This window comes from Sinorhizobium kostiense, assembly GCF_017874595.1.
Classification (GTDB): domain Bacteria; phylum Pseudomonadota; class Alphaproteobacteria; order Rhizobiales; family Rhizobiaceae; genus Sinorhizobium; species Sinorhizobium kostiense.
This window is the reverse complement of record NZ_JAGILA010000004.1, coordinates 465,254-486,307: the sequence shown is the minus strand read 5'-3', so window position 1 is coordinate 486,307 and position 21,054 is coordinate 465,254. Positions and strand designations below refer to the sequence as shown.

Sequence of the window (21,054 nt, the reverse complement as noted above, 5' to 3'; positions counted from 1 at the left end):
TTACCTGTTGGCCAAAGCACCGCAACGTCTACAACCGAAAAGTGCGCGTATAGAATTCTATCCTCGGTCTGATTGAATGTCGCTCTTGGATGGGGTTGTTGCTGCGATTTTAAAGCTCGCTTCAGGAACCATGGCGGCGGTTGAGGGTTCACTGCCAGGGACCGGGAGGAGCTGCGATGGCGCATTCAACAAAAAAGATCAAGATTTCACCGACGAAAGAGACCGAGGCCGAGCTTGTGGAGCAGGTCGTCTCCGACTGGTGCGAAGTGCACCAGGTGGACCCAATGAGCCATACGGCGGTGATGGAGGGGTTGAGGGTGCTCTACATGATACGCGAGTTTGATATGACGGATCGAGCGGAGCTTCTGAAGGCGCTATTGGCTAGCGACGAAGGGAACCCTTAGTAGACGAGCCCCTACGGATCGTTCACGGTACCCGCTTTATCTAAAATCGGCGAGCCAGCAAACCAAACCACTAATGAGGTCATACCACTGGATCAGGGACTTCAGGGAGTTGCGCGTGCTCATTGTCCTGAATGGCCAGGTGGGACCATAGGCAGCGGACTCGCAAGCCTGATAGGCGGCTGCCGTCGACTTCCTCGTCAATGGCAGCCGCACCCCTGCCGTCCGGTCGTGGGAGGGATGTGAACTCGCTAACCCGAACCTTCCTGCTAAAGCTTGTAGAACGATGCAGCATTGTCATGGAACAGCGCCATGCGCTCGCTCTCCGAGTACGCGCTCGTGATCTCCGTGAAGGAGTTCCAGATCGCGTCGTAGGTGGAGAAGAGCTTGTCGACGGGGAAGTTCGACGCGAACATGCAGCGTCTCACACCGAAGGCGGCGATGGCCTCCTCAACGTAGGGCCGGATGCTCTCGGTCGTCCACGTCCAGTCTCCCATGCCAAGACCGGAAATCTTGCAGGCGACGTTCGGTGCCTGCGCCAGCGTCTTCATGGCCTTGCGCCAGCCGTCGAAACGTTCGGGACCATCAACCTGCATGCCGGTATGGTTCAGGATGATCTGGACCTCCGGAAAGTCACCCGCAAGCTCCAGAAACTCCTCCATCTGCCAATAGTAAAGCTGGAGGTCGAAGCTCAGTCCGCGACGGGCCAATTCCCTGAAGCCGCGCCGCCATTCCGGCGTCCGGCTCACTTCCGGCTCCGTCAGATAGGTCTTTGCCGGGTCCTTGTGAAAATTCATCGACTGACGGATACCGCGGAAGTTCGCGTGTTGCATATGCTCGTCGAGCAGATCGCCGACGTCCGGCTTCCGCAGATCCGCGTAACCGACGATCCCGTGCGGAAATCCGCGGGTGTCTGCGACCCCTTGCAGCCAGCGCGTTTCCCCCGCCGGATACTTCGGATCGTAGCCGACGTCCAGGTGTACCGCCTTGACAAGGTTCTGGTTCCTGGCGTCCGCGAGAAAGTCGTCGATCAGATAGGTCTTGTTGATCGCGCTATAGTCACCGAAGGCCGATGGCTTCACCCCGTCCGAGAGCCAAGGGTAATAGTTGTTCTCGAGATCCCAGAGGTGGAAGTGAGGGTCGATTATCGGAAGATTGTCCATTTTCTGTGTTCCCCTGATTGCGGGGATGCCGGAAAAGATCCGGCATCCCTCTCACTTCTTCGCTCTCAATTTGCGGGCGGGAAGACGCGGTCGATCACCCCCTTGGCTTCGGCGGAATCGACCTTGTCGGCGGTCACGAGCGGCATGACCAGAGCGAGGTCCTTCTCGACGGGGGCGCCGGTGAGCGCGTTATAGACCTGCTGCGTCCCGTCGAGGCCTTGACCCACTGCCTCCTGGAAGAAGATCCCCTGAATGGCGTTGGCCTTCAGAAGGCCGATCGTCGTGGGGCTGCCGTCCGCAACGGCGATTCCAACCTTGCCGGTCAGCCCGCGCGTTTCGAGCACCTTGGCCGCACCGGTGCCCGCTTCGTCATACATGCCGTAGATCCCCTTGATATCGGGGTGCGCTGTGAGCATGTCATTTGCCTGCGTCACCGCCTCATTGACGGTGAGGCCGCGGGTTTCCAGCATCTGCACCAGATCGCAACCATCCGCCTTGAAGGCCTCCTCCGCGCCCTTCAGGTATTTCTGCGCATTCTCGCGGTCTTGCGGCAGCGAGAGCATGCCGACCTTGTTGCCACCGCGCTCCTTGGCGAGTTTGCAAACGAAGCTCCCCTGCGCCTTTCCGGTCTCGTAGTTATTGGCGGTCACGGAAGAGGTGTAGTCGGTCTGGCCAGGCTGCGGCCCGATTCCAGCGAATGCGATCGGGACGTCCTGGGACTTCAAATAGGCAAGCAGCGGCGGCGTGCTCGTTGAGCTGACCGGACCGATGACGATGGCATCGACGCCCTTCGTGACGGCGGTGCGCGCATTGTCCATCTGCTTGGCGGGCGAGTTCTCCGAGGTGAACTCGACATAGTCCATGCCCAGCTCCTCCGCCTTCTTCTTCACGCCGTGACCGACCCACTGCCAATAAGAAATATCCAGCGACGGCGCGAGATAGGCGACCGTTTTCTTCTCCGTGGCTTGCGCAGGAGACGTCAATCCCAGTCCCACCGCAAGCGCCAGGGCAAGCCCTGCCTCCATCCTTTTTGTCATGCGTTCTCCTCCTCCAAAGAAACGGCGATATGCCGAATGTCAGCCGGCCCTGCGCCGGGATTTGCTGAAGCGGTCGATGAGCACGGCGATGAGTATCGCCGCGCCCGTCACCGAGCCCTGCCAGAAACTGTTGATGCCGATGAGATTGACGCCGTTCTGGATGACGGTGATCATCAGAGCGCCAAGCGCGGCTCCAACCGCCGTTCCCGTGCCGCCGAGCAGGCTCGCTCCGCCAATGACGACCGCTGCGATCGCCTGCAGCATCAGGCTTGAACCGGCCGTGGATTCGGCGTTCAGAATATAGGAAATCGTCAAAAGGCCGGAGAAAGACGCCAGAAGCGACGAGGCGACATAGGCCAGGAATTTCGTCCGCTTGACGGGGATGCCGAGCAGGAAGGCGGCCGCCGAGCTGCTGCCAACGGCATAGAACCACCGGCCTGCGACCATTTTCTTAAGAAATATCTCGATGGTTACGAGCAGCACGAGGCAGAACAGGATGTAGTTCGGCATGCCCGGAACAAGGCTGCCGCTGTTGAGCAGCCAGAAATCCGGATCGCCGATCGGCATCGAACGCCCGTTCGTAACTATGAAGGCCAGCGAACCGGCGACGGCGAAAGTGATCAGAGTCACGACGAAGGGCGCCAGTCCCGCGATCGTGACGAGGAACCCATTGATCGAGCCGAACACCAGGCCGACGCCGAGGCCGATGAGGCTCGCCCCCACTCCGCCGAACCCATAGGCCATCGCCTGCGCGGTCACCATTCCCGTGAGCGAGAAGACCGAACCAACCGAAAGGTCGATGCCGCCGGTGATGACGACGAGCAGGACGCCAAGCGACATGATCATCAACGGTGCGCCCGCTTGTGTTATATTCGCGAAGTTGCCCCAGCTCAGCGCCTGCGGCACCTGGGAACCAACCGCCAGCGCCAGCAACACGATCGCAATGGCAATGGCGATTTCCGTGCGATAAGCGCCGATGACGCCTTCCCTTTGCCGGATGGGAAGCGGTGCACTGCCATTCTGGAGTGCCTGCTGCGTGCTTGCCTCTGTCATGCCGCCATTCCTGTCAAGTCTGCGAGCCTGTCCTCGCTCAGTTCCTCACGATCGATGATGCCGGCGCAGCGGCCCTCGGTGTCGAAGGCCACCACCCGGTCGCACACCTCCAGCAACTCGGCATTTTCGGTCGACCACCAGACGATGATGGTTCCGCTCGACGCCATGTCCCGGATGAGCTGATAGATTTCCTTCTTCGTGCCGATATCGACGCCGCGGGTCGGCTCCTCCAGCACCAGAAGCCGCGAGGGCACGCCGAGCCAGCGCGCCAACAGCAGCTTCTGCTGGGTGCCGCCGCTCAGCGTGTCGGGCAAATCCCAGAGCGAGGCTGCCTTGACCTTGAGCGCCTGCAAGATATCGAAGCATTCGGCGTTTTCGCGCCCGCCGGCCAACCGGCTGCCGCGGGTCACCCGGCGCGATGCCATCACATTGTCGATGATCGGCAGACTGCGAAGGACACCCTTCTGAGACCGATCGCCCGTGATGAAGCCGGCCCCGAGGGTTGCCGCCTGGTGCGGCGAGGAGAAGCGTTGAGGCCAGCCTGAGAAGGAGACGCTCCAACGCTTCGATTGTGCCGCGCCGACGAGCGCGGAGATCAAGCTTTCCGGCCCGGCAGGGGCGCCGGCAACACCGAGGATCGTGCCGGGCGGCAGCATCATTTCGAGCCCCTCCTCCCGGATCGTCAACGCCTCACCATCAGGCGCCGACCGGCGTGCCCCGGATACGGTACCCGTTGGCGCATGAGCGGCGAGCTGGCCCATCTTCTCCACGATCGCCGTATCGGAAAGGCTGGATGTCGCGACCCGATTGACCACGGTGCGGCCATCGCGAATGATGGTGCAGATATCGGCGATCTGCCGGATTTCCTTCATCCGGTGCGAGACGAAGACGACTGAGAGGCCGTTTTCGCGGGCGAGCCGCCTCAGGAGCGAGAACAACCGCTCGGTTTCCGCCGCCGTCAAGTTGGCGGTCGGCTCGTCGAGGAGGATCAGTTGCGCGCCGGACGACAGGGCTCGGGCAATCTCGACCATCTGCCCCTCGTGCAGGCTGAGATCGCCGACCGGCCGATGCAGCGAGCATGCGGCGAAATCGCGATCGATCAACCCAAGCGCTTCGTAGGCCTGCTGGACGGAGCGCTTGCCATCGAAGACGGAGAGGCCGGACGAGTAGCGCGGCAGGACGATGTTCTCTGCGACAGTGAGGTGAGGCAGAAGCGCCAACTCCTGGTGCACCACGGTAACAGTCCGCCGCCCCTCCGCCTCCGCCCGCAGGTTCCCGGCCGCATCGCGGAACTCGATCTCGCCGCCATCCTTGGCGGCAGACCCGGTGATGATCCTGATCATCGTGGATTTTCCGGCACCGTTGCCGCCCAGAAGCGCGTGAACCTCCCCTCTTGCCACGGAGAAGTCCACGCCCTTTAGCACGGATGTTGCGCCGTAGGACTTGGTCAATCCCCTCACTGTCACGACGAATGTCTGGCGGTCGTGCATTGACTTGATGTCCTCAATAGATCGTCAGGGCCGGGATGAAGCTGACCGCCAACAGAAGCAGCATTGCCATGGTGAAGAAGGGGAGAAGCTCACGCGTCGTTTCCCCAAGCGGCGCCTTCGCAATCGACGACGAGATGAACAGCGTCGTACCGATCGGCGGCGTGTAGAGGCCGATGCCGAGATTGATGACCATCATCAGACCGAGTTGCACCCTGTCGAGCCCGATGGCATCGGCCAGCGGCACGAAGATCGGACCCAGGAGCAGGATTGCAGGCGGCATGTCGAGCGGCATGCCGACGATCAGCATGATGATGTTCATCATCAGGATGATGACGATCGGACTGGATATATTGGTGGCGACCCATTCCGCCATCTGCTGCGGCGCCTGGTCGAAGGTCAGGATCCAGCCCACGGCGGCGCTGCCCATGATCACCAGCATGACGACCCCGGTTCCGACACCGGCTTCGACCACGTTGTCGCAGAACCTCTTCCAGCTAAGGTCGCGATAGAAGAGCAGGCTGAGGAGCAGCGAATAGACGACCGAGAGAACAGCGACCTCGGTCGGCGTGGCGAGGCCAAAGCGCAGGAACAGGATGATGAGGATCGGAAGCAGGATGGCTGGCAGGCTGTTCAGTGCCAGTTTCGCCAGATCACGCTTGCGGATGCCACCCTTGTGCATCCTGTATTGGCGGCGCACGGAAATGATCCAGCATACGAATATGAAGCTTGCCGCCATGATCAGGCCCGGCAGGATGCCGGCCAGAAAGAGATCGCCCACGCTCACGCCGCTGACCAGCGAATAGAGGATCATCGGGATCGACGGTGGTATGAGAACGTCGATCACGGAAGAGGTGGCGTTGTTGGCTGCGCAAAGGGCGGGCGGATAGCCCTGCTTCTTCTGCCAGGGAATGAGAACCGAACCGAGAGCGCTGGCATTCGCGACGGCCGACCCCGAGACGCCGCCGAAGACCACCGAAGAAACGACGGTCGTCGACAAGGGCCCGCCGCGCCAGCGCTGCATGGCGGTGGAGGCAAGTTCCAGCAGTTGCCGTCCAAGCTCTCCGCCGAGCATCAGCGTGCCGGCAAGCATGAAGAATGGCAGCGCCAGCATCGGGAATGATTGGGTCTGGTCGTAGACCTGCTGGGCAACCACCGAGAGCGGCACATAGCCATTGAACAGAACGGCGACGCCGGCGGAGATGATGAGAGCGTAGCCAACCGGCACCGCCATGACCATGAGGATGCAGAAGGCGGTGATCATGACGATCGTCATAGCGGCGTCTCCCCCGTGTTGAGTTCGACGCGGTACTCCCAGCCAAATCGCAGTACCCTGAGGGCGGCGGCGATCGTCACGATTCCTACGAGCAGCGCTCCGGCCGCCAGCGAATAGTAGCCAAGACTATTCGGCAATTGCAGCACGGGACTGCGTTCGATGCCGGCGATTTCAGCCACAAGAACGGCTTCATAGGAAAGCGTGAGGAAGGAAATCGTGCTGACCGCCGCGGCAATGGCAAACGCCGCATAACGCGCCCGCCCGGCCAGCTTGTCGTAAAGCCATTCGACGGCCATGTGGCCTTGCCTGTGGGCGGCCAGGACAATTCCGGCCAGGACGAACCACGGAAAAATAAGCATCGGCAATTCCTGTGCGAAGGAGAAACCGCCGCTGCTCAGCGCGTAACGGGCGACGACGTTGGAGGTTGTCACGACCGTCAGGGCAATGCCGCTGGCGACGACGACGAATCTCGCGAAGGAGACGATGACACGCGCCACCAGCTCTATGGTGTTCAGTACTGCTGACATTGGTCCTCCCCGACCGGAAGCCGATCAGGCCTTTGCAGCCTCTTCGATTAGACCGACGAAAGCGCCGAAGGGCTTCTGCTTCCAGGTCTCGGCTACGGATGCCGTCGCCTTCACGAAGGCCTCTCGATCCACTTCCGCGACCTCGATGGCGGCGTTGTTGCGGAACGCCTCGAGAACCTCGGTCGCCTTATCGCCGGACAGCTTGCGCTGAAGCTGCCCGGCCTCCTTGGCTGCGGCCTGGACGGCCTCGAGGTCGCCGCCGAGACGCGCTTGCGCGATCTTCGACATCAGGAAGGGCGTCGATTCCCACTTGTGACCCGTGAGACTGATGAAGCGATTGACCTCGAACAGCTTGGAGCTCTCGATGTTGGCGAGCGGGTTCTCCTGCCCGTCGACGACGCCCTGCTGCAGGGCGATGTAGAGCTCGCCGAAGGCAATCTGCTCCGTGCTGGCACCGAGCGACTGAAAAATGTCGATGGTCATCGGATCTGCGGGCGTGCGGATCTTCATGCCGCTGAGGTCGGCGGGCGCGACGACATTCCGTTTCGAATTGGTCAGATGCCGGATGCCGTTGTCCCACCAATCGAGCGGTACGACCCCAACCGCCTCGAAGCGCTTCTGGAGCTCCTGGCCGACGGGGCCGTCGAGCACCTTGATGGCGGCATCCGCGTCCTTGAACAGGAATGGCAAGCCCAGAGCCGCGAGTTCCGGCACGATGGCGGATGTAGCGCCTTGACTGTTGGCGGTGAAATCCAGTGCGCCGGTGCGAAGGCTGGTCAGCATGGCCGCGTCGCTGCCCAGTGTCTCCGCACCCGCGACATTGATCGTCACCCGACCGGACGTCTTCTCGGACACCAGTTCGGCAAACTTGGCGGCAGCGACGGTGCGCGGATTTCCCGGGGCAGCGCCATGGCCGAGCGTCAACGTCGTTCCGGCCCGGGCGGGGCGAATGCTTGTGGCAAGAGCCGGTGCGGCAAGCACGGCCGCAGCCGATCGCAGGAAACCGCGTCTCGTAGATAGCAAGTTCATGTTCTCCTCCTCTTTTTCTGATTTTGCGGGTCTCTCGGCCTCCTCCGGCCAAGCCTTACGGGCCCTATGTGTCCAGCCAGCCTTTGATCGCGTCGACCACCTTCGCCGTTGAAATCCCGTACATGTCGTGCAGCGTCGGCAGGGCGCCGGCTTCAAGGAACTGATCCGGCAGGCCGATCTGGCGGAAACCTTCGGGGCGGACGTCTGAGCGCATCAGGGTTGCTGCCACCGCCTCGCCCAAGCCGCCGATCACGGTGTGATTTTCCGCGACGACGACGAGCCGGTTTTGCTTGCGGCATTCGGCGATGATCGTCGCCTCATCGAGCGGCTTGATCGTCGGAACATGCAGCACCGCGGCATCGACGCCATCCTTCTGAAGGGCTTTTGCCGCTTCGAGCGCCCGCATCGTCATGAGCCCGGAGGAAATGATCAGCGTGTCCTTGCCGTCGCGGATCAGCTTGGCTTTCCCGAGCTCGAAACGGTAGCCGTACTCATCCAGCACGATGGGCACGTTTCCGCGCAAGAGCCGCATGTATACGGGGCCCCTGTGCGCCGCCATTGCGGGCACGGCCTGCTCGATCTCCAGCGCATCGCAGGGATCGATGATCGTAAGGTTCGGCATGCCGCGGAACATCGCGACATCTTCGGTCGCCTGATGGCTCGGGCCATAGCCGGTGGTCAGGCCCGGCAGCGCGCAGACGATCTTGACGTCCAGCATCTCCTCGGCCATCGCGAGACAAACGAAGTCATAGGCGCGGCGCGATGCGAAGACGGCATAGGTGGTGACCCAGGGCTGCAGCCCTTCCCGTGCCATGCCGGCCGCCGACATCATCAGCAGCTGTTCCGCCATACCCATCTGGTAGAACCGTTCCGGATGGGCCGCGCGGAAAATGTGAAGGTCGGTGTATTTCGCGAGATCCGCCGAGAGACCGACGATCCGCTCGTCCTTCTCCGCAAGCCTCGCCAGTGCATGACCAAAGGGTGCGGCCCTGGTCGGCTGGTCCGCTCCGGCGATGGAGGCAATCATCGCGGATGTGGTCAGGCGAGGCCTGTCGCTACCACTCAGCAGGTGCGCGGGGCGTTCATATTTGGAGCGTCTCATGCTTGAACTCCCGCGTCGATGATCCGGATCGCCTCCGCCCATTCATGGGGTTCGACGCGCAGGAAATGGTTGCGCTCGCGGGCCTCGAGAAAAGGAACGCCCTTTGCCATCTTGGTGTCGCAGATGATGATGCGCGGCTGCTCGCCCTGGTGATGACGGGCCGCATCGAAGGCTGTCACCAGCGCATCGATGTCATTGCCGTTGACCCGCTGGACGAACCAGCCGAAGGCTTCGAACTTCGGACCGAGCGGCTCGAAATTCAGGACCCCAAGCGACGGGCCGTCCGCCTGCATCTGGTTGACGTCGACGATGCCGATCAGATTGTCGAGCTTGTAGGACCCGGCCGACATCGCGGCCTCCCAGGTCGATCCTTCATCGAGCTCGCCATCCGAGAACAGGTTGTAGACGAAGGCCTTGGAGTTCTTCCGCTTGAGCGCCAGGCACATGCCGACCGCAATGCCCAAACCATGGCCGAGAGAGCCGCCGGTGATCTCCATGCCGGGCGTATAGGCCGCCATGCCCGACATGGGCAGGCGGCTGTCGTCCGTACCATAGGTTTCCAGTTCGTCTTCCGGAATGATCTTGGCCTCGATCAGCGCCGCATAGAGCGCGATGGCGTAATGACCGATCGAGAGCAGGAAACGGTCGCGGCTCTCCCATTCCGGGTCGTCCGGCCGGTATGTCGTCGCATGGAAGTAGGATACCGCCAGCACGTCCGCAATGCCGAGTGCCTGGGCGATATAGCCCTGCCCCTGCACTTCGCCCATGCGCAAGGCATGGCGGCGGATGCGCCGCGCTCGCTCCGGCAGACTGACGTTATGACCGATCTGGGTCATTCTTCTCGTTCTCCTTGAAGATGGGCTAGCTTTTGGCGCTCACGTCAGTGGATGAGCATGCCGCCATTGACGTCGATGACCGCGCCGGTGACATAGGCGGAGAGGTCGGAGGCGAGGAACAGGTAGATATTCGCCACGTCGCGCGCATCGCCGAGACGATTGAGCGGGATGCCCTTCAGGATGTCCGTGCGCATCTCGGGGGTCAGCTTGTCTCCGGTGATGTCGGTCTGGATGAGGCCCGGCGTTACCGAATTGACGCGTATCCCGGCGGGGCCGAACTCGCGCGCCATGGCCTTGGCGAGGCCGAGGACGCCGGCCTTGGCGGCGGAATAGTGCGGGCCCCCGAAAATGCCGCCGCCGCGCTGGGCGGAGACCGACGACATGCACGCGATCGAGCCGCCGCCATGGTCCCGCATATTGGGGATGAACGCCTGGCTGAGGTTAAGGACGCCGGTCATATTGACGGCAATGATGCGCTGCCAGTCCGCATCGGAAATCTCGAGCGTCCTGACCGGCTGGGTGATGCCGGCATTGTTGACCAGCACGTCCACCGAACCGAAAACCTCGATTGCCGCGGTCGCGGCCGATTGGCAAGACTGCCGATCGGCGACATCGCAACGCAAGCCGATATGCGCCCCTTCCGCAACGGGCTTCAAGGTGCCGGCGGCTTCGCTGGCTGCATCGTCATCGAGATCAAGAATAGCGACGCGAGCGCCGTGCTCGGCAAAAAGCTCCGCCGTGGCGCGGCCAATGCCGCGCCTGCTCGCCGCGCCTGAAATGACCGCGGTCTTTCCTCTCAGCAACATCTATGGCTCCTCCCGACGCCCTCCTCCGGGCATCTGGTCATGGTATAAGCAACGGTAATGCCGTGATCGCGTCGGGAGTGTTGACCAGGAGAGATGGTTTCGACAAACGCAAAGTTTACATCTACTGATGACTGTGATTCACTAATCGCATGCTCCACATGCTACCGCTCTCCGCCATCCGCATCTTCGAATCGGCCGCGCGCCTAGGATCCTTCCGTGCCGCGGCGGAAGAACTCAACCTTTCCCCGAGCGCCATCAGCCATGCGATCGTGAGACTGGAAAGGGACTTGGGAGTGTCCCTGTTCGAGCGAACGACCCGCAGCGTGAGCTTGACGCTCGCCGGCCAAACCCTGCTCAACCACGCTTCGAATGCATTCGAGGAACTGCGGCGAGGTGTTGAACTCGTTTCATCCAAGAGCGCCCAACTGCTGCGGCTGCACTGTGCGCCGAGTTTTGCGGCGCAGGTTCTCTCGCCGCGCCTTCCGAGCTTCCTGAACGAAAATCCAGGCGTCGAGGTGAAGGTCGCCGCCAGCACGACTTATGCCCGTTTCGTTGATGGCCTTTACGACGCGGATGTCGTATATGGCGAGCCGCTCAATCGAGAGGACCTTATCGTCGTGCCGCTTGGCGAGGAGGTCGTTTCGCCAATGTGCTCACCGGAGATGGCAAGCCGAATTCGCTCGCCACGCGATCTCTTGCGCCTTCCGCTCATTCGAAGCGATCTCAAGCGAATCCAGTGGATCGACTGGTTCGAGGCGAACAGCCTTGGGCCGCCGCCTCCGCCGTCGATGAGCTTCGATCGCAGCTTCCTCGCCGTAGACGCCGCGGTCAACGGCCTCGGAATTGCCCTCGAGTCGGACCTGCTGGCGCGCAGGGAGTTGCAGAGCGGAAAGTTGGTCCGCCCCTTCCAGGGCATATGTCGCGATAACCGCTATATCGGCCACTACGTCGCCTATCCGAAATCCGGCAGCCAAAGACGTCTCGCCCGCGTCTTCGCCGACTGGCTGACCCGGCAATACGCGCTTTAGGCAGCCCTTCGCGCTGAGGGGATTCGAACCGCGGATTTGCTACGCCACACAACTCAATCTTGCTGACCGGAAGATTTTGATATGCTAATTTAGGCATCATCAAAACACCGGTCCAATCTTGGTGGAGTTATGGATCGTAAGCTTACCGCCATCTTCGCCGCCGATGCCGTCGTACCCCCACGAAGTGGGTAGCGCGGAAAGACCCTTCGCCGGTCGGAGAGACAATTCTGGCCGCAAAAAGTCCGTCATCGCGAGCGCTTTTTCATCCCCGGCGTGTCGGCCGCGAGCGGGGAATCTCGTGTTGATGGCCGAGCGACTCGAGGGGTGTCATGCTCTCGTGCCGGTACTCCGATGTCGATGTATTCCGACGGCTGCTGTCGCAGGCCGCGCCTCACCGCCTGCATCTGCTCGGGCTGCTCCTCATCGGTCTGCTCTGGTCGCCGATGGCCCTCCTGGCGCCCCTGCCTCTCAAAATCGCGGTGGACAGCGCCGTTGGCGCGGAGCCATTGCCAAGTTTCCTGGGGGCGCTGGTATCCAACTCCTCTGAGCGACCGCTTGCCGCACTAGCGGTCGCGTTCGGTCTCGCCGTCGCGCTGGCGGTCGTCGGTCAAGTGCGGAGCTTCGCCGAGTTGCTTTTGCGGACCTACACCGGCGAGCAGCTGACGCTCGCGTTCCGTGCCCGTCTCTTCCGCCACGCTCAGCGCCTCTCGCTGGCCTATCACGACCGGAACGGCTCATTCGATGCCACCCACCGTATCCTCAGCGACGCGCCCTGCGTCCAGTGGGTCACCATCTACGGAATTATCCCGGTGCTCGCCGCGTCTGTCACGCTCATCGGCATGATCTATGTAACAGCCGTGATCGACTGGCAGCTGGCGGCCGTCGCGCTGGCCGTCTCGCCGATCATCTTCCTCCTCTCGCGAATCCACTCCCGCTGCGTCCGCCCGTGCTGGGACCAGAGCCGCCGGCTGGAAGGTGCCACACTATCCATTGTCCAAGAGGTCCTGTCAGTCCTTAGGGTCGTCAAAGCCTTCGGTCGGGAGGGCCACGAAACGGAGCGGTTCGCGCGCCGCTCGCGCCGGGTGATCGCCACCAACCTGTGGATCGCGGCGATCAACGGCTGGTTCGATCTGCTAAAAGGCTTGGTTATCGCACTCGCTGCCGCGACGGTGCTGGCCATCGGTGTCCTGCACGTCCGGGCTGGAATCCTGAGCCTCGGGGAATTGTTGCTGGTAATCGGCTACGTCTGGCAAATCCTGGGGCCGGTGCACACGATCACCAACAGCCTATCCTCGCTTCAGGTCGCCTTCGCCGCCGGGCGACGCGCCTTCGGGCTCCTGGACCAGTCGGCGGATGCCGACGATCGCCCGGATGCTCGCCCGCTCGGGCGCGCGGCCGGCGCCGTGGAGTTCCGGGAAGTCTATTTCAGGTATGATGAGGGCCGCTCGGCGCTGCACGACGTGTCGTTCCGGGTCACCCCAGGGACCCGTGTCGGGATCGTGGGACCGACCGGGTCCGGCAAGACCACACTGGTCAACCTGCTGATCCGGTTCTACGACCCGACCCATGGGGCAATCTTGTTGGATGGCGTGGACCTGCGCGCCTACCGCCTGGCCGACCTCCGTAACCAGTTCGCCATCGTCCTGCAGGAGCCGGTGTTGTTTTCGGCGAGCATCGCCGACAACATCGCCTATGGGCGGCCGGACGCCACCCACCGGGAGATCGCCGAGGCCGCTCAGGCCGCCCAGGTCCACGAGTTCATCGCCGGCCTGCCGGAAGGCTACGACACGCAGGTCGGCGAGCGCGGCATGATCCTCTCCGGCGGCGAGCGCCAGCGCATCTCGCTTGCCCGCGCTTTCCTGAGAAATGCGCCGATCCTGATTCTCGACGAACCGACCAGTTCGGTGGACGCACGGACGGAGGGCGCCATCGTCGAGGTCCTCGGGCGACTTATGGAGGGCCGTACCACGTTCATCATCGCTCACCGCCTGAGCACGCTGATACACTGCGACGTGCGGATCCGGATCGACCACGGGCGGCTCGGTCCCGCCGAGCGCGAGGCGCCGATCAACACCCGTCCTGGCGTGCTGACTCTCAAGGGAGGGTTTTTTGAGGCTTTCGGTGGGTGGTCACGGGCTCGAACCGTGGACCGCTGATTAAGAGTCTGTAGGCCCGCCATTTTTTTCAACGGCCCCCAAGTACGTGACGCTGACGCAAGTCGCGATAGGGAAGGCTGATGGCGGTGGGTTGTCGCGAACGCTGAGCGGATCACCAACGATCTACAGCAATTGAGGGACGACACGCCGGCGAATTGCGGACCGCACTCGAACGCGAGCTGTCCAGTGTCCAAGGAGGCCTTCGAAGACGGGCCTAGCTTCGCCGCATTGGATGCCCGGCTCGCCGGGATCGAAGCCAAGCTCGCCGACTTCTTGGGGCGGGTATCGGCAGCCCGGGGGGCGGGGCAACAGGATTGACAGGCCGGCGGGGCCCGTCGGGGGCAGTCGCGCGTTTGTTTCCGCGCTGGAAATTTGAGGGGTATCTCCATACCACACGCGAGCACGGCCGGGTTTCAAACCCAGCAGCCGAAGCTGGAAACGCGCGAGGGCTGGAATACGCTGGGAACTGAATTCCAGGCGATCCTCGACTTCGGCTGCGGGGTTACCGGGTGGCTGGGCGCCTGTTTGAATGAGGGCGGGTAAGCGTTAGATTTGGGCAAATTGTGTAGCATGCTGGACGTTTGCCCCGACCCGCTTATCGCCCGTCGCTGGCTGCTTGCGGATCGGTTCAATCCTGCGCTGGTTCAGTTTGGTCATCTCCCGAGCTGTTGAACTGGTATAGGATCGCAAATACGACCGTCACAATCACCAGCACCAAAAAAATAGAGCTCGAGACATCATAGACTCGATACAGGATGATTGCAGTTCTGCGCGGGATAGCGCCATCGAGAAAGGCGCGAATAACAAAGATCGCGATCAGAACTAATGCCGCAGCGCTTCCCGCCCAGAGCGCTCGCCGTTTTAGAGTTGCTGGTGCCGCATTGAAATGGATGGCAGTGACGAAGATTGTTAGAATCGTGCCAACTGCAGCAGCAGTATTGGGCAAGATCTCCGGCGAATTCGGTCTAATAACAAAGGTTCTGTCAAACACCTGTAAGACATCCCCGGCCCATACGGCGATTGGTCCTGGCGCGACAGCAGTAATCGCTTTAAATAGTTTGCCCATTTACAGTCCCGGCGCCAGAACGGTAACCTGTAGCACCGCTAGGATTTGATTTTCCTTTCCCAGGAATTCGAGGAGCATCGGAGCGGGCCGATACTTTTCTGCACGGCTGATGGTGAACGCACTTTCTCCTTTAAAGCCAAGGACACGTGGTTCCGCAGCAACCTGCGCAGCATAGAGTTCCTGTAAGTAGGGGATAGCGTCCGGGAAAATTGCCCTAAATCGTACGGCCTCAGGATCGCCACCTTTCCTTCCGTCGTAGGGGGCAACGCTGTAGACAAAATATGTACGGTAGGCACCGTCGTCGGTTTCTTTTATAGAGACCGTCGCGCTGAGCTTGAGCATTGTCTCGCGGACATCCTCGATATCAGACGGAAAAAAGATGGTGTAATCCTCAGTCCAGCCGAACTTAGGTGGATCAATCTCTTTTTTCCCGCCCGGTAGGACCTGAAGTCCTGCCTGCTGCCGGCAGGCTTGCTCATTTGGTTCCGCTGTGAGCGCTTCTTCAGCTTTATCTCCAAGGAATTCGGCTATTGTCACATCGCCAAGGTGCCCGTACTCAATACAGCCTTTGAGCGGCCGGGCATCAGGGTCGATGGAGCGCCGCGAAAAGTCGATGCGCTCGTGCGGTGGCAACCAAGTTAGATGCGGTCCGGGAATGTACCAACTTACCTTTAGATCGTTCTGAGGGTCTTCGTTCAGGACGCAGGTCCTGTAGATATGTAGCGAATTGCCTTCCTCGAACGAGGAGGCCGTCTTGAATCGAAAATCACCTTTCTCGTGTGGCTGATATTCCCCCGTGCATCCGCCGGCGTATGCAGTTGCTATTGGCAACAATAAAAACCCGAGCGTGATTGCAATTCTTTGATGGTAGTCCATTGGAGTCCTTCCACTACCTTGGAGCGCATAATGCAAAAATAAATAGTTAATGGCTAGGGGCGAAAATCGGCTGCCACAGTGGTGAAACCTTTCGCTTTAGTCGGACGACGGGAGCTGGATGTGCACGATGGGCGAGCACCAGCGAGCTACTGCCCCGTCAGCGTTAGACTTGCACACGTCGCCTTCTACGAGGCGTAGCTTCTTTCAGTTTCGGTTTTCCAAGAACCCGGATCGCCGCATTAGCATCCAGGGTGGCGCGCAGCTCGTCCAGCGTTCTGCGGGTGGTAGTGCGGAGCCGATAGTCACCAATCCAGCAGATAGCGAAATCGTAATAGAGGACATCAATTGGCCAGGTCGGTAGCGCCCACAGATCCCGATTACTTGAGGTTATAATGGCATTAGCCGATAGCACAGTCACCCCGGTCCTGCTGTAGATGAACACGAAACTTGCGGCCGTTACATTTAGCATATTTTGACATTGCTTTCGCAGGCCGTTGTAGTCGGCTGTGCTGAGTTTCTTGCCGTATTCCAGCCGCTTCGCCTGTGCGAGAAAACCTTTCTTCATCTCGAAATCGGGTCCGCGCGCCTCGATGGCCATGACGATATCGGCACCGTAAATGGGCTCTTCGCTCACTTTACTCAGAGTGCGAGCTCTAAGACGGCCGTGCGGTTTATCAGTTTCTGCAGTTTCGACTTGCCAAACCATGTTCTCAGTCTCGTATGACTTGAGAGTCTCCTTGAGCCTACCACAAAGCTGACTGGAGAAGTCCTCTTCACCGCCGACATCCTCCTCATCATAGTCTCTTGAGACATCTAGCGTGGCTTCGGCCAGCTTGGCGGCCAGTTGTAGAGCATCCGTCTCAAAAATTATTTTTTCTCCTGAGGTGCTCCCCGAAATTTGAGCCAGCGGGAGCTCGAATTTTCCGGGGCTGAGGGGAGCGGAGCCGGGTGGTTTCCGGTTAATACCCCGCGTGGCAGGTGTCTGATCTAATCAATGTACAACGTCATTTTGGGCGACTACGTTTGTCGCAATGATCTGCTGGTCGCTCTGATTGGCCGGTTCGCAAACGGACGTCCTCGCCGAGTTTACGAACATGAAGTCCAGCTTGATCTTGCCCTGATTCTCAAGAGCGACATCTGGATAGGCTTCGCGGTACACAGCGTCGGCCTTGCCATCTCTGTGGACTAGGATATGCCTTGCATCGAGATCGGGCATGGCCCCGGTGATGGAGGCCCGGGACCTGCAAACCCAGACGTTGGTTTAACTTTTGCACCAAGGTAATCGTGCTTCGTTCGTTCTCGAGCGATCGGAAGATAACAGCCAACCCTGTAAATGTTGCAGCGCAGCATAGGCCCCCTGCCCCGGTTTCCCCTAAGGGACTTTGATTTTAATGGCGACCGAGCGGACGACCCACCACGGACCATGGCTATTCTGGTAAAACTACAACTATAGGTAGCGAAATCCGACTAAACGCTTATGTCCTACAGGACTTTAGGCCGTTGTCCGGTTTAGGCTTCTCGCCTTACGCTCTGAGCGATAAGGAGGGAACTCCGAATGGAAATGCTGAGCAACGCGATACCCGTCATACTCAACGTTCTCCGGATTATCCTCCTCGGCTCTCTCGGCATTGCTGGCGTCGTCCTTGGCATCGAGCTGTTATGGTTCGTCGATGTTGGAGGCGGTGGGGATTACGTCTACTGATCCGCTGTCCCGTCCACTTTCCCTTCATTAGCAATTCTGGCTCTGTATTACGAACGAACCGGCACCGACAGGCGAACAAAGGTGCCACAACCACACCCGGACGGATGACCACGGGTGAGGAACAAAGGGTAACCGACAGTCCACGCCCCTGTCGCTGGTCTCGCCCCCTGCATCGCCACCACTAAGCGTTGCCTTCCTCTTCGATCTCGGATTTTATCGCCCAGCGTGGGGCGCTAGGAGAGGGGATGAAGTGCTGAGGACAGTTGCGGGGAGATAACTGGTGGGTGATCACGGGCTCGAACCGTGGACCCGCTGATTAAGAGTCAGCTGCTCTACCAACTGAGCTAATCACCCGTCCAGGACCGCGTCGCAGCGGTATGGAGGGGCGTATAATGGCCTTCGTTCGCCTTGTCCAGCACCCTTTCAAAAATCTCGGGAAAAAATTTCGGCCTTCTCGGCGCGCCCATTGGAGCTCGGGAACCGTCGTCATGCGGCCCGCGCGGCGCGACCTCAGAGCATCAGCTCGCCTCCGGCGATCTTCACCGCGTGGCCGCCGATCCGGGCGTTGGAGATCCGGCCGCCGGTGACGTCGAGATGCAGGTGAATGAAGGAGGGTCGGCCCATCTCCACCCCCTGCTCGATCAGGATCGGGTGGTGTCCGTCGACCAGTTTGTCGAAGAGATTGATGGCGCCCGACAGCGCCGCTGCCGCGGCACCTGTGGCAGGGTCCTCGGCAATGCCCATCTCAGGCGCGAACATGCGGGCATGGAAGCGGGCCGTGTGATTGATGCCGCCCCGGCAATAGAGATAGGCGGCCGCCAGCCTGCCTTCGGCAAGCGGCGTCAGCCGCTCCCAGCGCTCCGGGTTGAATTCGACGGCGGCGACCGCCGCTATGTCGTGCAGCGGCACCATGACGAAGGGAACACCTGCACTCCAGAAGGAAACGACGTGGTTCTCGAAGCCCAGCTGCGTCACCTTGAGGCTCAAGGCATCGGCGATCGCCTGCTTGTCGAAATGGGCTTCGAGCCGGCTTGGCTTTCGCGGCAGGTCGAATTCGGCAAAGCTCGCCTCCCCCGGCTTCAGCCGCACGGCCGCGCGCACCGGTCCGACCTGCTCTTCGAGCAATTGCATGAGGTCGAGCCTGCGATCGGAGTTGCCGTGGAGGTCCTCCGCGATCGCCACCGCCGCCCCGACCGTCGGATGGCCGGCAAAAGGCAGCTCATGTGCGGGCGTAAAGATCCTTAGGCGTGCCGAGTGGGCCGCGCTCGCTGGCTGGTGGATGAAAACGGTCTCCGAGAGGTTGAATTCCTGGGCTATCGCCTGCATGGCCGCATCGCTCAAGCCGTCGGCGCCGAACACCACTGCGAGCGGGTTTCCCTCGAGACGCCTGCTGGTAAAGACGTCGTAGATCGCATAGCGACGTGGCATCCGATGTCCCCCATTCCTATCCGCAGCACACTTCCAAACGACATGCCTTCCGAGATTGCCACGAAACTTGCACCGGACTCGCCCCGACCGGCAAGGCAAAAAAAACGCTATCGCCCATCTCGCGAAAACAACCATTCGAGGATCGGCGGAATGCATTCCGGATAGTTGTGCGCCGTCCGATCCCTTGAGCGGATCGCAACCGCCTCCTCGACTTCCGGATGCGGGTCGGAGGCGATATGGGCGGCAACCCGCGCGACGATCTCGTCCGCCGCGGATGCCAGCCGGAAAACTCGGAAGACCGTCACGGTGCTGTCCATGTGGATCGCGTGCCAGCCCGGTTCGGCAATTGCGTCAGAGAGCACAATGCCGGTCTCCTCCTGGACCTCGCGCGCGATGTTGCGGGCGACGTCGCAGCGTCCATCGATGATATCTTCCGGCTCGAGCGAGCCGCCGGGGCTGTAGACACGCCCCGCATTGGCGGTGTGCGCGCCCATCCGGATCGCGATCATCGCTCCATCCGAGGACATGAGCATCGGCATGCCGAACAGATGGCAGGCGCTAGATCACGATGATTTTAGGTCGTATCGACCTAAATCATAAACGTGATCGATTCTATGAAGCTAGCGCGCGATGCGGGCGGAAAACCGCGCGCACTTTTCCTCATCGCGCGCTAGCCCCCTCGTCTTCCGCCACCACAAGAAGGTCGAATAGGGAACGATATGCGCCCGCGCGGCGATTCGTCCGCCCTCGATTTGAATCGTCCGCTGCAGCAGCATCCTGCCGTCGAAGAGATCGGGCTTCGCCGCGATCTCCCACCGCCAGTTCTCCCGCGCCTGCTCCCTCTCCGCTAGGTGAAACGGATGCGGTTCGGCGGCGACCCTGACGTCGATCTCCGAGATCGGAAAGATCGTGCCCTCCGCCGGCCAATGCGCCCGGTTGCTCTCGAAAAGAACCATCGTCAGATATCCAGCGTCATGACGAGCGGACAATGGTCGGACGCCTTGGGCCGGTCCCAGCCCGTGCGCGGATAGCGCTCCACCTCCTGGCCAACGGGAAAGATCGTGCGGAAAGGCTGCCCGGCGCGAATGATCTCCGGGACGCGGGCGGCATTGCGGCGGGCGAGCGCGGGGGAGAGCCAGATGTAGTCGAGTTGGCAGAGATGCCGCTCTTGCGGACCTCGGCTGTGGAACAAGGTCCAGCGGTCGAGCACCGGCCGCTTGTCGACCGGATTTTCGACGAAGCCGTCACGGGTAAAGACGTCGAGTGCGCTCCTCGCCTCCTCACGCGGTACGAATTCGTAGCCATTGCGCCGATCGCCCAGAACTTCCACCCTTTCCTGATAGTCGTTCATGTCGCCGCAGATCGCGAACATCTTCTCAGCCGCTTGGGTTCGGCCGAAGCGGCTTTCGATGATGTGCCGTACCGCCTTGGCCTCGGCAAGGCGCAGCGCCATCGTTGCCTCGCGGCCGTCAAGCCCCTCGCGCGCCGGCCCCATCGACTTGAAGTGCACGACATAGAGCGTCAGCGGACGGCCGCCGATCCTCAAATCGACTTCAAGGCAGTCCCGCTTGAATATCCGGTCGCCCGGCCGGTTGGTCTGCGCCAGCTCGTCGTCGAAGAGATCGAGGTCCTTGTAAGTGAGCGCCGCGTGGCTTTTCACCTCCAGGCACTCGATCTTCTGTCCGTCGCGCGTCTCTTCCCGCATCAGGACCGCCACGTCTATGCCGCGGGAATCATTGCCCTCGGCCAGGTATTTCTGGCGGTAGCCGTTGCCGACCATGCGGAAGAGATAGCCGTATTCGAAGGCCTGCAGCGCCGCCATGCTGTCCACCTCCTGCAGGCAGAGGATATCGGCGTCACAGTCGGCGATCGCCAGGGCCGACAGTTGCCGCGTGTCGTCCGTATGCGCGATGGTGCGCGCCTCCTCGAGCCGCTGATACTCGGCCTCGCTGCGCACTTCGAAGAGCCGCAGGACGCGATCCTGTTTCAGCTGGTTGCGAAAGCCGGAAAAATCGAAGCGGCTCAAGAGGTTTTCGACATTGAAGGTGGCAAGGCGAAGCGACATCAGACAAACCCGCAAA

Annotated in this window: 19 protein-coding genes, 1 tRNA gene and 2 pseudogenes; 4 read left to right on the top strand and 18 right to left on the bottom strand. The window is 61.1% G+C overall.

Annotated elements, in window-relative coordinates:
* Positions 1-176: 176 nt before the first annotated feature.
* Complete coding sequence (locus tag J2Z31_RS17605) at positions 177-404, top strand: hypothetical protein (protein WP_209602856.1); 228 nt, start codon at positions 177-179, stop codon at positions 402-404.
* A gap of 266 nt (positions 405-670) precedes the next feature.
* On the opposite strand, the gene J2Z31_RS17600 is transcribed toward J2Z31_RS17605, so the two are convergent.
* The 10 genes from J2Z31_RS17600 to J2Z31_RS17555 all read right to left on the bottom strand — a co-directional run bounded on the left by J2Z31_RS17600 (position 671) and on the right by J2Z31_RS17555 (position 10,717).
* Positions 671-1,564 carry an amidohydrolase family protein gene (locus J2Z31_RS17600; RefSeq protein ID WP_209602855.1) on the bottom strand — a complete coding sequence of 298 codons (894 nt, stop codon included), beginning with the start codon at positions 1,562-1,564 and terminating at the stop codon, positions 671-673.
* Positions 1,565-1,629: 65 nt separating this feature from the next.
* Positions 1,630-2,601, bottom strand: a complete 972-nt coding sequence (locus tag J2Z31_RS17595) for a substrate-binding domain-containing protein (protein WP_209602854.1) — start codon at positions 2,599-2,601, stop codon at positions 1,630-1,632.
* A 39-nt stretch (positions 2,602-2,640) separates the two neighbouring features.
* Complete coding sequence (locus J2Z31_RS17590; protein WP_209602853.1) at positions 2,641-3,654, bottom strand: ABC transporter permease; 1,014 nt, start codon at positions 3,652-3,654, stop codon at positions 2,641-2,643.
* Entirely contained in the window at positions 3,651-5,144 is a 1,494-nt protein-coding gene (locus tag J2Z31_RS17585; RefSeq protein ID WP_209602852.1) for a sugar ABC transporter ATP-binding protein, read from the bottom strand. Before J2Z31_RS17585 ends, J2Z31_RS17590 begins: the two co-directional genes overlap by 4 nt.
* 13 nt (positions 5,145-5,157) lie before the next feature.
* Positions 5,158-6,417, bottom strand: coding sequence for a TRAP transporter large permease subunit (locus tag J2Z31_RS17580; RefSeq protein WP_209602851.1), 1,260 nt, complete (start codon positions 6,415-6,417; stop codon positions 5,158-5,160).
* A complete protein-coding gene (locus J2Z31_RS17575) occupies positions 6,414-6,944 on the bottom strand; it encodes a TRAP transporter small permease (protein WP_209602850.1) in 531 nt (176 codons plus the stop codon). Before J2Z31_RS17575 ends, J2Z31_RS17580 begins: the two co-directional genes overlap by 4 nt.
* Positions 6,945-6,968: 24 nt before the next feature.
* Positions 6,969-7,973 carry a TRAP transporter substrate-binding protein gene (locus tag J2Z31_RS17570; protein WP_209602849.1) on the bottom strand — a complete coding sequence of 335 codons (1,005 nt, stop codon included), beginning with the start codon at positions 7,971-7,973 and terminating at the stop codon, positions 6,969-6,971.
* Positions 7,974-8,037: 64 nt separating this feature from the next.
* Positions 8,038-9,075, bottom strand: coding sequence for a transketolase family protein (locus J2Z31_RS17565; RefSeq protein ID WP_209602848.1), 1,038 nt, complete (start codon positions 9,073-9,075; stop codon positions 8,038-8,040).
* The gene (locus J2Z31_RS17560) at positions 9,072-9,911 is read right to left on the bottom strand and encodes a transketolase (protein ID WP_209602847.1); all 840 of its coding nucleotides are present in this window, start codon (positions 9,909-9,911) and stop codon (positions 9,072-9,074) included. Before J2Z31_RS17560 ends, J2Z31_RS17565 begins: the two co-directional genes overlap by 4 nt.
* A 44-nt stretch (positions 9,912-9,955) precedes the next feature.
* Entirely contained in the window at positions 9,956-10,717 is a 762-nt protein-coding gene (locus tag J2Z31_RS17555) for an SDR family NAD(P)-dependent oxidoreductase (RefSeq protein WP_209602846.1), read from the bottom strand.
* 149 nt (positions 10,718-10,866) lie between these two features.
* On the opposite strand from J2Z31_RS17555, the gene J2Z31_RS17550 reads away from it, so the two are divergent.
* Together J2Z31_RS17550 and J2Z31_RS17545 are read left to right on the top strand one after the other, a co-directional pair.
* Entirely contained in the window at positions 10,867-11,745 is an 879-nt protein-coding gene (locus tag J2Z31_RS17550) for a LysR substrate-binding domain-containing protein (RefSeq protein ID WP_209602845.1), read from the top strand.
* A 329-nt stretch (positions 11,746-12,074) separates the two neighbouring features.
* The gene (locus tag J2Z31_RS17545; protein ID WP_209602844.1) at positions 12,075-13,901 is read left to right on the top strand and encodes an ABC transporter ATP-binding protein; all 1,827 of its coding nucleotides are present in this window, start codon (positions 12,075-12,077) and stop codon (positions 13,899-13,901) included.
* 628 nt (positions 13,902-14,529) lie between these two features.
* Here the strand turns inward: J2Z31_RS17545 and J2Z31_RS17540 are convergent.
* From J2Z31_RS17540 to J2Z31_RS17530, 3 genes are all read right to left on the bottom strand, one after another.
* Entirely contained in the window at positions 14,530-14,967 is a 438-nt protein-coding gene (locus tag J2Z31_RS17540; protein WP_209602843.1) for a hypothetical protein, read from the bottom strand.
* Positions 14,968-15,843 (bottom strand): hypothetical protein, encoded by an 876-nt coding sequence (locus J2Z31_RS17535; RefSeq protein WP_209602842.1) that lies wholly within the window; start codon positions 15,841-15,843, stop codon positions 14,968-14,970.
* Between the two features lie 163 nt (positions 15,844-16,006).
* Positions 16,007-16,549 carry a hypothetical protein gene (locus tag J2Z31_RS17530; RefSeq protein ID WP_209602841.1) on the bottom strand — a complete coding sequence of 181 codons (543 nt, stop codon included), beginning with the start codon at positions 16,547-16,549 and terminating at the stop codon, positions 16,007-16,009.
* 849 nt (positions 16,550-17,398) lie between these two features.
* Here J2Z31_RS17530 and J2Z31_RS17525 point away from each other — a divergent pair.
* Positions 17,399-17,545: a hypothetical protein gene (locus tag J2Z31_RS17525; RefSeq protein ID WP_209602840.1), complete on the top strand. Its 147-nt coding sequence runs from the start codon at positions 17,399-17,401 to the stop codon at positions 17,543-17,545.
* Between the two features lie 278 nt (positions 17,546-17,823).
* On the opposite strand, the gene J2Z31_RS17520 is transcribed toward J2Z31_RS17525, so the two are convergent.
* The 5 genes and pseudogenes from J2Z31_RS17520 to J2Z31_RS17500 form a co-directional block, all read right to left on the bottom strand.
* Positions 17,824-17,899: transfer RNA gene (locus J2Z31_RS17520), tRNA-Lys, on the bottom strand.
* A gap of 156 nt (positions 17,900-18,055) precedes the next feature.
* On the bottom strand, positions 18,056-18,973 hold the full coding sequence (locus J2Z31_RS17515; protein ID WP_209602839.1) for a PhzF family phenazine biosynthesis protein: 918 nt from the start codon (positions 18,971-18,973) through the stop codon (positions 18,056-18,058).
* A 107-nt stretch (positions 18,974-19,080) separates the two neighbouring features.
* Positions 19,081-19,536, bottom strand: a pseudogene (locus tag J2Z31_RS17510) (NUDIX hydrolase); the annotation flags it as partial.
* 111 nt (positions 19,537-19,647) lie between these two features.
* Positions 19,648-19,929: pseudogene (locus J2Z31_RS17505) on the bottom strand (NUDIX hydrolase); the annotation flags it as partial.
* A 2-nt stretch (positions 19,930-19,931) separates the two neighbouring features.
* The gene (locus J2Z31_RS17500; protein ID WP_209602838.1) at positions 19,932-21,038 is read right to left on the bottom strand and encodes an endonuclease/exonuclease/phosphatase family protein; all 1,107 of its coding nucleotides are present in this window, start codon (positions 21,036-21,038) and stop codon (positions 19,932-19,934) included.
* Positions 21,039-21,054: the final 16 nt, after the last annotated feature.